The sequence below is a fragment of the Streptomyces violaceusniger Tu 4113 genome (assembly GCF_000147815.2).
In the GTDB taxonomy this organism is placed as follows: domain Bacteria; phylum Actinomycetota; class Actinomycetes; order Streptomycetales; family Streptomycetaceae; genus Streptomyces; species Streptomyces violaceusniger_A.
Genome location: NC_015957.1, coordinates 7,107,476 through 7,119,918, shown reverse-complemented (window position 1 = coordinate 7,119,918; position 12,443 = coordinate 7,107,476). Strand labels below are relative to the sequence as shown.

Annotated in this window: 11 protein-coding genes; 6 read left to right on the top strand and 5 right to left on the bottom strand. The window is 68.5% G+C overall.

Annotated features, from left to right (window positions below):
* Positions 1-31: 31 nt before the first annotated feature.
* Positions 32-580 carry a DUF3500 domain-containing protein gene (locus STRVI_RS28990; protein ID WP_014059184.1) on the bottom strand — a complete coding sequence of 183 codons (549 nt, stop codon included), beginning with the start codon at positions 578-580 and terminating at the stop codon, positions 32-34.
* Positions 577-1,050 carry a MarR family winged helix-turn-helix transcriptional regulator gene (locus tag STRVI_RS28985; RefSeq protein WP_014059183.1) on the bottom strand — a complete coding sequence of 158 codons (474 nt, stop codon included), beginning with the start codon at positions 1,048-1,050 and terminating at the stop codon, positions 577-579. Before STRVI_RS28985 ends, STRVI_RS28990 begins: the two co-directional genes overlap by 4 nt.
* A gap of 379 nt (positions 1,051-1,429) precedes the next feature.
* On the opposite strand from STRVI_RS28985, the gene STRVI_RS28980 reads away from it, so the two are divergent.
* The gene (locus STRVI_RS28980) at positions 1,430-2,362 is read left to right on the top strand and encodes an NADP-dependent oxidoreductase (protein WP_014059182.1); all 933 of its coding nucleotides are present in this window, start codon (positions 1,430-1,432) and stop codon (positions 2,360-2,362) included.
* Positions 2,363-2,579: 217 nt separating this feature from the next.
* Positions 2,580-4,484: a multicopper oxidase family protein gene (locus STRVI_RS28975; protein WP_014059181.1), complete on the top strand. Its 1,905-nt coding sequence runs from the start codon at positions 2,580-2,582 to the stop codon at positions 4,482-4,484.
* A 115-nt stretch (positions 4,485-4,599) separates the two neighbouring features.
* Here the strand turns inward: STRVI_RS28975 and STRVI_RS28970 are convergent, their stop codons facing one another.
* Positions 4,600-6,465 carry a hypothetical protein gene (locus STRVI_RS28970; RefSeq protein ID WP_014059180.1) on the bottom strand — a complete coding sequence of 622 codons (1,866 nt, stop codon included), beginning with the start codon at positions 6,463-6,465 and terminating at the stop codon, positions 4,600-4,602.
* A 345-nt stretch (positions 6,466-6,810) separates the two neighbouring features.
* Between STRVI_RS28970 and STRVI_RS28965 the strand changes: the two genes are divergently transcribed.
* Positions 6,811-7,248, top strand: a complete 438-nt coding sequence (locus tag STRVI_RS28965; protein ID WP_251982760.1) for a nuclear transport factor 2 family protein — start codon at positions 6,811-6,813, stop codon at positions 7,246-7,248.
* A gap of 18 nt (positions 7,249-7,266) precedes the next feature.
* Here the strand turns inward: STRVI_RS28965 and STRVI_RS28960 are convergent, their stop codons facing one another.
* Positions 7,267-8,019, bottom strand: a complete 753-nt coding sequence (locus tag STRVI_RS28960) for a dienelactone hydrolase family protein (RefSeq protein ID WP_014059178.1) — start codon at positions 8,017-8,019, stop codon at positions 7,267-7,269.
* 615 nt (positions 8,020-8,634) lie between these two features.
* Positions 8,635-9,249, bottom strand: coding sequence for a dihydrofolate reductase family protein (locus tag STRVI_RS28955; RefSeq protein ID WP_014059177.1), 615 nt, complete (start codon positions 9,247-9,249; stop codon positions 8,635-8,637).
* Positions 9,250-9,479: 230 nt separating this feature from the next.
* Here STRVI_RS28955 and STRVI_RS28950 point away from each other — a divergent pair, with 230 nt between their 5' ends.
* From STRVI_RS28950 to STRVI_RS28940, 3 genes are all read left to right on the top strand, one after another.
* Positions 9,480-10,592, top strand: a complete 1,113-nt coding sequence (locus STRVI_RS28950) for an ABC transporter substrate-binding protein (protein ID WP_014059176.1) — start codon at positions 9,480-9,482, stop codon at positions 10,590-10,592.
* Between the two features lie 346 nt (positions 10,593-10,938).
* Complete coding sequence (locus STRVI_RS28945) at positions 10,939-12,054, top strand: AI-2E family transporter (RefSeq protein WP_014059175.1); 1,116 nt, start codon at positions 10,939-10,941, stop codon at positions 12,052-12,054.
* 133 nt (positions 12,055-12,187) lie between these two features.
* Entirely contained in the window at positions 12,188-12,427 is a 240-nt protein-coding gene (locus tag STRVI_RS28940; RefSeq protein WP_014059174.1) for a DUF6411 family protein, read from the top strand.
* Positions 12,428-12,443 lie beyond the last annotated feature (16 nt).

The following is a 12,443-nucleotide window of genomic DNA, read 5'->3' as shown; positions in this document are numbered from 1 at the left end:
CCGCCCACGGCCATGGGCGGACTCGGCGATGTCAACCGGGTCGGTGACCTCCGTGGTGCAGCCGGTAGTGCTGGGCGAGGAGGTCACGTCCGTAGTTGTTGCCGTTGGGCGCCCGCACGATGGTGTGGACGTGGTAGCGGGCGGGCTCGGGATGGGTGAGGAAGACACCTGGATGGTTGTCGTACTCGACCAGGAGCACGGGGGAGTGGATCCGGTAGTAGAAGGCGCACTCGTCGTCGCGGCCGCCGCGCCAGGCGAACCGTGTCTGGTCGAAGTGTGCACGGACGAGCGCCAGGGTGCGCTCGGCCTGTGGCGGCGGGAGGCGGTCGAGATAGACCCGGATCAGCTCCACCAGACCGTCACGCTGGTCGGCCGGCAGGCTTGCCGCGACGATCCCCTCGGGAGGCAGGACGAGGTTGTCACTGCCCGCGCCGGCGAGATGCCGTCCATTCCACGGGCCGGTGAGCTCGGGCGGCAGGTCCTCCGCGCGCAGCGACGGCCCCATCAGGAACTCGTCCCCCCGGTTGGGGTCCAGAGTGCGGCGGAACGCCAGGGCGTCAGGGCGTCGGACGAGGGTCACCCTCCATCGAGTTCTTGGCGCACGGTGGCGGCGATGCGGGTGAGTGCGGCGCTGAGGTGGCGGCGTTGGGCGGCGCTGAGCGGATCGAACACGAGTCGCTTCACCTGCGCGACGTGTTCCGGTGCGCTCGCGACGACCTTCTGCCGGCCGGCGTCGGTCAGTGTGGCGAGGGTGTATCGGCCGTCGGTGGGGTCGGGTCGGCGGACGACCCAGTCGCGGGCTTCGAAGCGGTCCATCACCTTCGACAGGCGAGGCTGCGTGCTGTTGCAGTCCCGGGCCAGGTCGCTGAGTCGCATCGTGGCCTCGTCGGTCATGGACAGCCGGGCCAGAACGCCGTACTCGAAGTTGGAGATGCCCGCATCTCGTTGCAGTTGACGGTCGAGGGCCGCCGGAAGTGCGATGACGACGGTGAGCAGGGCCTGCCATAGCTCTTGCTGGTTGTCGTCGAGCCAGGGTGACGAAGTGTCCATACCCCACATCCTACTTGCCTGGGCAACTTAGATGACTTGCCCAGGCAACTCAATCGCGGTTACCTTTGACTTGCCTGGGCAAGTCAAAGGGTGCCGAGGTCGCCTACCCGACGGCCGAGCACTTCGTTCCGCTGCTGCTCACCGTTGGCGCCGCCTCCGATCCCGGGAGCGCCGTGAGTGCCATCGACCGCATGGTGATGGGCAACTCCACGCGGTCGGTGCAGATGGATTGAGGACGGCGGCGCTTGCCTCGCCCATGAACGAGCAACGCCCCGCACCTGCATGGGCTGAAGGCGCCGGCCACTTGACCACCGACACGCACAAAAACACACCGACACACCGACACACCGACACACCGACACACACAAGGGGAAATGCCATGAAGGCAGTGCGATACCACGGCTTCGGCAGCAGCGAGGTCCTGCGCTACGAGGACATCGAGCGTCCGGTACCCGACACCGGGCAGGTGCTGGTGCGGGCGGCGGCCACGTCGTTCAACCCGGTCGACGACCACATCCGCGCCGGAGCCCTGAACGCGATGCTCCCCATCGCTCTCCCGCATGTGCCCGGGATCGACTTGGCGGGCACCGTCGCCGAACTCGGCGCCGAGGTGTCGGGCGTGGCGGTCGGCGACCGGGTCGTGGCCATGCTGCCCCTCGACGCCGTGGGCGCGGCCGCCGAATACGTGCTCGCCCCGGCCGAGGCCCTGGCCGCGGCGCCCCGGTCGATCGACCTGGTCGACGCCGCGGCGCTGCCCCTTACCGGCCTGTCGGCCTGGCAGGTGTTGTTCGAGCTCGCCGAACTGAAGCCCGGGCAGACCGTCCTGGTCAACGGGGCAGGGGGTGCGGTGGGCAGTCTCGCGGTCCAGCTCGCCGTCGAGGCGGGGGCGCATGTGACCGCGGCGGCCAGTCCGCGGCACGCCGAGCGCCTTGAGGGCTACGGCGCCCGGGTCGTCGGCCGTCTCGATCTCGCCGCCGGTCCCGCCGCGGTGGGTGGCCCCTTCGAGGTTCTGCTGAACCATGTGCGCGGCACCGAGGAGGAGGCCGCGCAACTGTCGCGCTACGTCGCCGACGGCGGCGTAGCAGCCAGTACAGCGGGCCCGATACCGGAGGACCCCGCCCGCTCGGTACGCAGCGCCAGCTTGTGGGTCCGCAGCGACGCCACCCAGTTGACCGAGCTGGTGGCCAGGGTCGACGACGGTCGGCTCCGCATCCACATCGCCGACCGCCGCCCGGCGGCCGATTCGCGTGCGGTGCACGAGGATTCGGCGGCCGGGCGACTGCCCGGCAAGACCGTCCTGATCGCTCCCTGATCGCACACCGGCCGGGACGCCCGCCGTTCGCTCTCCGGCCGACCGGCGTCCCGGCCCTCATATCGACCGAATTTCCGCTGAGATCGGCTCAATGAGTGGCTATCCCGGACCGGACCGGCGCGCTGCGGCAACGTCCCGAACCAGCCCTGTATCCCTTTGGGCGTTACCTGAGGCGAGGGAAAGGCTGGAGACAATGGTTGGGCGAAGGAATTTCCTCATGGCCGGCGCCATGGGGAGTGCGGCCATGATTCCGCAGGGTGTTCTGGGGGCGCGGGCGTATGCGTCGCCGGCTCATGGGACAGGGTCTGCGGACACCCCGGTGACGCAGACCCCTCCGCTGGAGAAGTACGTTGACCCGCTGCCCACGCCGCTGACGGCCATCCCGGACCCTTCCGTCTATCCGGGCGCCGACTACTACGAAATCACGATGCGGCAGGGCTCGTGGCGCTTCCACCGGGATCTCGGGCCCGCGACCGTGTGGGGTTATTGGGCCAAGAATCCGCACCATCCGCACAGGGCGATCGGCATGGGCTATCTCGGGCCGACGATCAGCGTGATCAAGGATCACCCGACGGTCGTCAAGTACCGCAACGAGCTGCCGACCACCCACCTGTTCCAGTTCGTGATCGACGCCATTCGCAGCGGGGATCCCCAGCTCACCCCGATCGCTCCGCCTCCCTACAAGAGCAAACCGCCTTTTCCCCCGCATATCAACGTGTGGAACGTCGTGCACCAGCACGGCGGTTTCACAGCGCCGCAGTCCGACGGAATGCCGCTGCAGTCGTTCAGCCCGGACGGCTTCCACGCGGAGTCCTACTCCACCCTGGACCCGAGCCGGGTCAAGGCCAACGAAGCGATCTCCGGCTACACCAATCACGAGCGTTCGGCCATGCTCTGGTATCACGACCACGGCATGGGGATGACCAGCGTCAACGTCTATGCGGGCCTTGCCGGTCTCTACCTCGTTCGTGACCCCGCCGACGAGCGGCTCGGGCTGCCGCAAGGCGAATTCGAGGTCCCCCTCATCCTGCAGGACCGGACCTTCGGCCGGGACGGCTCGCTCGCCTACACCATGACCCAGCGGGAAGGCGAGGACACTCCGGTCGTCAATGGAAAGGCGTACCCCTTCCTGGCCGTCGAGCCGCGACGCTACCGGCTGCGCATTCTCAACGCTTCGAACGCGCGCTTCTGGCGGCTGAAGTTCGACGTTCTCAGGGACGTACTGCCCCAGCCCACACTGCCGTTCTGGCTGATCGGCACCGACGGCGGCTTCCGTCCTCCATTGCCCATGCTGAACTTCCTGATCTCGCCGGCCGAGCGGTACGACCTGATCGTCGACTTCAGCCAGATGCCCATGGGCACGAACGTGACGCTGACGAACTACAACGCGCCGGTCCACTTCCCCGGCGGCGATGGACCGGAGATCTCGGAAATCATGCAATTCCAGGTCACCAAGCGATTGTCCGGAGGCGGAGACAAGACGACGCCGCCCAAGAAGCTCAAGCTGCCGGAGATCGCCCCCATCGAGCTGAAGCCGCACACCCGTCGACGCGAATGGGTGCTGTACCAGCACAAGCTCTTCGGCACCATGACGCTCAACGCGGTGCCATTCATGGAACCGTCCCAGGACTTCATCAAGGCGGGCTCGGCCGAGATCTGGGAGTACATCAATCCCAACCACGACGCACACCCGATGCATGTCCACCTCGTCAACTTCCAGGTGCTGAACAGGCAGCCGATCGACGCGGCCGGCTACCAGGCGGATTACGAAAAGTGGATCGACGGTGGCCGCAAACCGGAGGACCGACCGGTGTTGGTGAACTACCTCACCGGCCCACCGATTCCGGCGGACCCGGATGAGGCACGGTCCTACAAGGACACCGTCAAGTCCTATCCGGAGACGGTGACCAGAATCCTCATCGAGGAATTCACCCCGCCGACGGGCACGATCGCGTCGATTCCGGACAGTGGCACCGAGCTCCCGGCGACGTACGTCCACCACTGCCACATTCTCGAACACGAAGACGACGACCTGATGCGCCCATGGACGATCGTCGACCACGACGACCACGGCGGTGCCGATCACGGCGGTGGCGGCCACAGTGGCGGCCACGGCCACTGACGGGATCGATCGACCCGCGGGGGCCGGTCCCCGACACGCTGACCCCGGCGGCATCGGACCACCAGGTACGGCCGCCGAGGTCTCCGGCGCAGGACGGCCGCCGGGTGTGCCGGGACTACTTCCGGTCGACGAGGTTGCGGCAGCGCGTCGCGACGGTGGTGTCCTCGTCGGCACCGGGCTGGTCAATGATGGCGAGGTCGATGTCCTGGTTGTTGGTGGCGGCGCACCCGTTGTCCTGGCCCAAGGTCTCGTCGTGCAGCCGGCCCTTGTTGGACACCTGGTTGTCGCAGTCGACACGCGTGGTGAGGTCGGCGCTCGCCCCCGGGGAATTGTTGAGGCTGTTACCGAAGAGACCGTTGTTGGAGCTGTCGCAGGTGTCGTTCTGGGTCAGGTCGACGCGCTCCATGCGGCCGTCGTTGGCCACGTCGTTGCGGCATTGGGCCGCCACATCCAGGTCCGTCGAGGAGCCCGGGGAGGTGATGTTGAAGCCGGTGTCGACGGCACCGTTGTTGGCGGCGTCACAGTCGCCCTGCTGGCCGATGTCGCTGTGCTCCACCGCCCCGGCATTGGTGACCTTGTTGTCGCACTGGCCGGAGACCTGGGTCTCGGAGGTGGCTCCGGGCGAGAGGGGCCCCACGTCGGAGTTGATGTCCCCGTTGTTGGCGGTGTCGCACTCCTCCCGCTGGCCGAAGGTGCTGTCGTGGACCGTGCCCTGGTTGGCCAGCGTGTTGCCGCACCGGGCCTCGATCGTGGTGTCGACCGAACCGCCTGGAGAGTTCAACACCTCGGGGGCGTCGAGAGCGCCGGTGTTGGTCGCGTCGCACTCCGCGGACTGATCGACGGCGCTGTCGGTCAGGCGTCCCTCGTTGCGCAGGTCGTTGTCGCAGCGGACCGTGTACGTGGCGTCCACCGAGCCTCCTGGGGAGCCGCTGACGCCGCCGCCGAAGAGACCACTGTTGGAGCTGTCGCAGGCGTCGCTCTGGCCCAGGGTGACACGGTCCATCCGGCCGTCGTTGGCCACATCGTTATGGCAGCGGGCCGCCACGTCCAGGTCCGTCGAGGAGCCCGGGGAGTCGTCGTTGAAGCCGGTGTTGACCTCGCCGGCGTTGAGCGCGTCGCAGTCGCCCCGCTGGCCGATGTCGCTGTGCTCCACGGTCCCGGTGTTGGCGACCGTGTTGTCGCAGCGGCCGACGATCCGGGTGTCGAGCGTGCCGCCGGGCGAGGAGTCCCCCAGGTCGGGGTTGAGCATGCCGGTGTTGGCGGCGTCGCATTCGCCCTGCTGGCCGATGGTGCTGTCGTGGACCGTGCCGTGGTTGGTCAGGTCGTTGCCACACCGTGTCGCGACCGTGGTGTCCGCCGAACCGCCCGGAGACAGGTCCACACCGGGGTCATCGAGGGCGCCGGTGTTGGTCGCGTCGCAGTCCGCGGACTGATCGACGGCGCTGTCGGTCAGTTTCCCGTTGTTGCGCAGGTCGTTGTCGCAGCGGGCCGAGAACGTGGCGTCCGCCGAGCCTCCCGGGGAACCGGTGATCTCGGGGTTGATCAGTCCACTGTTGGTCGCGTCGCACTTCGCCGACTGACCGACGGCGCTGTTGGTCAGCTCCCCCTTGTTGCGCAGGTCGTTGCCGCAGTCGGCCGAGAAGGTGGAGTCCGCCGAGGCACCCGGGGAATCCTCGATGAGGGGGTTGATCAATCCACTGTTGGCCGCTTCGCACTGCGCGGACTGATCGACGGCATTGCCGGACATCTTCCCCTTGTTGCGTACGGAGTTGCCGCAGCGGGCCGAGAGGTCGACGTCGGCCGAGGCGCCAGGGGAGTCGGAGACGACTGGATTGATCGGCCCGCTGTTGGTGGAGGGACAGTCCGTGGCCTGCCGGACCGTGTTGCCGTCGCCCCCGGGACCCGCCGCGAGGGCGCCGTTGGCGGAGGCCAGTACCACCGCACACACCCCCGGAACCATCAGCCACATCTTCTGCTTCATCGTGATCCGTCTCCATTGCCGTGCGGGGCCCGGCCCCTGACCCCGGACATCATCCGGGCGCGGCGGAACCGACCTGGCCCCGCCGTCACCGGGATGGCTCAACGCACCCGTCCGAGGCCACCCCTTCGGCTCAACCACGCGGCGGGCGAGGTCGCGAGGCATATGGACTTACGAGGCGACGGCGGCCGGCCGCGGCCATGGATGAGCGCCCCGGGAATGGTGCTATTCTGCGCCAAATCGGATATTGGGGATCGTGTGGCGGATACAGAAGTGATGGTGCGTCAGTGGCAGGCCCACACCCAGGCCGAGTTCGTGACTCGGGACGTGGATGCCACCATGCGGACCATGAGTGACAACCCCGCCGTTCTGCATGTGCCCACGGGCATGGGCGGTACGGGCTTCGAGGGTGTCCGGTCCTTCTACCGAACGTGGTTCGTGGGACGCAACGCGGCCGACCTGAACATCGAGTCGGTCAGCCGGACGGTCGGCGATATGACCGTCGTGGACGAGTTGCTGCTCTCGTTCACACACGACATCGAGGTCCCCTGGATCCTCCCCGGCGTGGCCGCGACGGGGAGGAAGGTCGACATCCCGGTGATCGCTGTCGTGGGATTCGAGGGCACCGCGGTCGCGTACGAGCACGTCTACTGGGACCAAGCCGCCGTGCTCGCCCAGGTCGGCCTGCTGGACCGCGCGACCGTGGAGCGGCTGCCCATCGTCACGACTCCGCGCGCTCTTCTGGACGGATCCCAATCCCTGAACCAACTCGCCCGGGCCAACTGACACTTGGCAGCCGGAGCCTCAGCCGGTGGCCGGCGTACGGTCCAGGAGAGCGAGCAGGCGGTTCCAGTGGCGCTTCAGCCCGGCGGCGCTGAAAGCATCGGTGTCGGACATCGTGAAGCCGTGGAGGGTCTCGGGGTAGATCTCGCAGGTGTGGCCGACACCCCCGGCATCCAGGGCCTGGTAGAGCTCACTGATGACCTCGGGCGACAAGTCGCCTTCGGCGAGGCCGAGATGGACTTCGGCGGTGAGCTCGGGCACGAGGCGGTGTGGGCTGTCGGGCGCGTCGGTGACCACGAAACCGGGGTGGAATCCGGCGACGGCGGCCACTTGGCCGGGGTGGGCCGCCGCGGTGCGCAGCGCCAAGAGGGTGCCGATGCAGTAGCCGGTCACGGCGACCGGTCCGGCGCTGACCTCGGGCTGGGTGGTGAGGAAGGTGAGGTAGGCGTCGGCGTCGCGCAGGACACGTTCGGTGGTGATGTGTGCCTCGAGCAAGGGCATCAGTTGGCCGATGACCGCGGGCCGGGTCTCCTCTCCGATGTGCTCGGGAAGTTCGATCACCGGTGCCGGGCCGTGCCGGTAGTAGAAGTTGGGGACGAGTACGTAGTACCCGTGCCCGGCCAGCTCGCGGGCCATCTCCTGCAGTGCGGGCCGCACTCCGAAGGCGTCCGAGTACATCAGCACCCCCGGGTGCCGCCCGCCCCGGTCGGGGAAGGCGGCGAAAGCGTCGGCCTGGCCGTCCGCGGTGGGAATCAGCAGCGTCTTGGTGGGCATGAACTCTCCTGTCGTGGTTGATGTGTGGAACCTGTGATCAACACGACGGAGGCGGAGCCCGCGCGGCAGGGCAAGATCCTTGATCGAAGAGCGGGCCCGCACCGGCCCGTACGGCGCTCAGCGGAGCACCGGGTCACCAATCCGTGCGTGGCGCGACGCCGTCCCGGGATTCATGCCCACAACGTAGTCCACGGAACGAAGCGGACGCCAGCGCCCCCAGCCCACTCCGCGGTTCGCGAGAATGATCTCGGCCGACGCGTAGGATCCCGACCCCGCAAGCGCTCCCTCGCTCTCGTGGTCTTATCCGCCGCCTTCGCAGGCATCGCCGCCACCGTGCCCAGCGCGTCGGCAGCCGCCAACAGCGCCTGTTCGTGTTCCAGAACACCGGGTCCCGCGCCGTCGACGTGGAGTACACCTCCTACCTGGACAACGGCACCACCCCGGTGGACGGCACGGTGGTGCGTCACGAGGGACAAGGCGAGTAAGCAGTTCTTCTGCAACCCGACGACCGTGCACAAGGTCACGTGGCGGGCCGACAATACGTGCTGACATGGCCGCATGGCGCGTGCTTCCCGATGGGAAGCGCCCGCTTTCCGTCAGCCCCGGTCGAAGGGGTCAGAGGACGTCGTAGGTCAGGTGTGTCACGGTCGATGTCGAGGTCACGCTCCGCTGCACCAGTGTGCGTGGCGCTCCGCCGGTGAACAGTGGCGTTCCGGTGCCCAGTACGACGGGCGCGAGGTGCAGCGTCAGCTCGTCCACCAGACCAGCGGCGAGCGCCGAGCGGATCGTGGCGCCGCCGCCCATGAGGAAGGCGTCGAGGTCCTTGCCGCTCTCGGACGATGCCGCCTCGGCGCGTTCGCGTGCGGCGTTGACGGCGTCGGGCAGGCCGGTGGTGACGAACGTCCAGTCGAGGTCGGTGAGGCGCACCGACTCCGGCGGCGAGCTCGTCACGACGATGAACGCGGGCTTGCCGACCTCGCCGGCGCCGTAGCCGGTCGTGTCGTCCCAGCCGTTCGGCCCGTCCACGATATCGAAGAGCCGGCGGCCGAGGACGACGGCGCCCGAGCGGGCGGTGGCCTCGCGCAGGATCCGGCGGTCGTCGGGGGCCTCGGAGAACGCCCAGGTGTGCAGGGCCTCGCCGCCGGTGCCCAGACCGTTGTCCGGGCCGGGGTCGGGCCCGGTGACGAAGCCGTCGAGGGAAACCGAGATGTCAGCGATGATTCGAGTCATGTCAGGGCAGACTCGATCGGCCACCAGAACTCATCGCTCTTGCCGTGGTGCCTCCTCTCTCGGGCCGCTTGCGGGGCGCGTGGTGAGGCCGGCGGCTACGGGGCGGGGTGCCGGAGTCGGGCATTCTTGGCTCGGCTTCTCTCGGCGCCACTGACGATCACTCTGCGATCCTGGCGACCGCGACCGCGACCGCGACCGCAACCGATTCGTCGCTCGGGAGACGCCAACACATGAATACGCCACCATCGCCGCCTGGAGCGGAGCCGACTGACGGGTCAGCCGTCCAGATCGGCGCACTCGTTCCGCTCACTCGGCCTGGCTGGGTCGAGGCAGGCCAACATCTGCTCGCCGGGCTTGAGTTGGCCGTTCGCGAGGTCAATGACGCCGGCGGGATTGCTGGAAGACCACTCGAGCTGGTGGTCCGGGACACCGCGGCTGATCCGCAGAGGGCCGCGGCGGCCGTCGACGAATTGGCTCGCCTGGGCGTGGCCGCGGTGGCGGGAGAGTACCACAGCGTCGTCGCTCGCGCCGCTGCCGCCAGGGCCGACGCCCTCGGCCTGCCGTTCCTCTGTTCGTCAGCGGTGCTCGACGCGCTCACCGAACAGCCGACGGAATGGGTCGCGCGCCTCGCCCCGGCACAGTCCCACGGCTGGCAGATCTACGCGGACTTCCTTCTCGGCGCGGGCCACAGCCGCATCGCCGTAGCGGCCCAGCCGAGTGTCTACTGGGCATCCGGGACCCGCATTCTGCGGGACCACCTCGCGCCACGCGGCGGCACCGTCATCGAACTCGACATGAGTGCGCTCACCTCCACGGCGGTGTGCGACGAACTCGCCGACCATCGCGCGTCGGCACTCCTTCTTCTGGTCGGTCACCCGGAGCCGGCAGTGTCGATCGTCAAGGCTGTCCGCCGCGACGAGCGGCTCGCCAACGTGATGATGGGTGCTCCGGCCGGGCAACCGGAGTTCGCCGAATGGGCGAAATTGCTGGGCGACGACAGCGCCGCGATCCCGTTCCTGCGCTACCTGCCCGAGCGCCTCAGCCCACTCGGTGCACGCGTCGAGACGGCTCTTAGCGAGCGGCTGGCCGAAGCGCCCTCCTTCGTCGCCTTCGAGGGCTACGACACGGTCGCCGTCCTCGCCGAGGTGCTGCGTTCGCACGGCGTGGACCGGGCGCGCACGGCCGAAGCCTGGCCGCGCGTCGCAGTCGAGGGCACCCGCGGGCAGATCCAGTTCTCCCGTACGCCGGGCATCAGCGTGTGGCAATGGGCTTGGGCGCCCGTCCAGGTCGTTGATCGGGATCCGGCGGACCCCGATCGCTTCAGGGTCCTCCACGCAGGCTGAGAGGCCACGGAGGCCCGACTGACCTGTTGCCCAGGTGATATTCGGACGATCTGGCAGGCGGGGCGGGATCGGACACCGCCACCGACGCCCACGGCACCCTGCGCATCGCCCAACCCGCCTGCGGCACGTCGAGTTGCACACCTCCTACGGCGCCATCGAGATCCGTATCGCGCATCCACGGCCACCTCGACGTCAACTCCGCACAGGAACAGGCGCGCAACACGCTCACCGCGCCCGAGTCCCGGAAGAGGTCACCGGCCGTCAGTCCTCGTGGACAGCGGCGGTGTGGCCTCCCGTCGAGGGTGCGCCTGGACAGCGGCAATGGCCATGGGGTACGGGTGGCCTCATGCCTCCCACGTTGAGTTCAGCGAAAACCCGCGTCGCGCTCCGCCAATCGGCGCGTGTCTCCCTTGAGTTGCTTCTGGTCCTCCTTATGACCACGGTGGTCCTGTGGGGCCTGGGCCAGATGTGGTCGGTGGTCTGGCCACTCGTCGTCGGCCTGCTCCTGACGACGCTGACCTGGCCCCTGGCCCGCGTTCTGCGGGGGCTCGGGTGGCCGCCCGCGCTGGCCGCCTCGGCCGTGACCGTGTTGTTCCTCCTGGTCGTCACGGGCATCGTGGCGCTGATCGCGGTACCGGTGGCGTCCCAGTCCGGCGAACTGACCGACCGTGTGACCGAAGGCATCCAACAGGTGCGTGAATGGGCCTCCGGGCCGCCGCTGAACATCAGCGATGCCCAGATCACCAAGGCCACCGACACCGCGGCCGACCGGCTGCAGAGCAGTGCCGGCAGCTTGGTCACCACTATCGTCACGGGGGTGAGCACGGTGATCGATGGTGTGGTCACCGCCGTCCTCGCGCTCTTCTTGATGTTCTTCTTCCTCAAGGACGGTCCGCGGTTCCTGCCGTGGCTCACCCGCCAACTGCCCGGTCGGCTCGCCACCGACATCCCCGTGGTGGCCGCGCGCGGTTGGGACACCCTGGGTGCCTTCGTGCGTTCCCAGGCGTTGGTCGGCCTGCTCGACGCCGTGTTCATCGGACTCGGTCTGTGGGCCTTGGGAGTACCGCTGGTGCTGCCGCTGGCGGTCCTGACCTTCATCTGCGCGTTCGTGCCCATTGTGGGGGCCTTGTTCGCGGGTGGGGTCGCGGTGCTCATCGCGTTGGTGTCCAACGGCTCGACGGACGCGCTGATCGCGCTGGCGATCATCGTCGTGGTGCAGCAACTGGAGGGCAATGTGTTCCAGCCCATGATCCAAAGCCGCGGGCTCGGCCTGCACGCGGCAGTCATCCTGCTGGCGGTGACGTTGGGCAGCAGCCTGGCCGGGATCGTGGGCAGTCTGCTCGCCGTACCGGTTGCCGCGCTGATCGCGGTGGTCTGGAACTACCTGCGCGAGCAGCTCAGCCATCCGCCGGAGGAGTTGGAGAACAACGAGCAACACGCCGGTGGCGCTGTCGTGTCGTAGACCCTCGGTGTCGGCGCCGGCCGACAGCACCCGACGCCGAAAACGCATCGGTGCTGTCGGCCGGGCCGTGGCGCATGCGATCGGGCGGGCGGGGTACTCGGCGGGCACACTTCGTATGGAGGAGTACTTCGCCATGATTTTCGGCATTGTTGGCATCTGCGTCCTACTGGCCGTGCTGGCCTTCCTGGTCCCGCGCCTGTCCCGGCACCCCGAACGGGGCACCCAGCGCACCCTGGGCGCCGGATCACGCGCCGGCGGCAAGGCCCCCGGCATCCTGGGGCGGATCCTCAGCAAGCCCTTCCGCAGCAGCTCCAAGGCGGTCGGCCGCAGCGGCTCCGCCGGACGGCGGGCCCGAGGCCGCATGCCGTTCTAGACAGGCGTCACGGGGG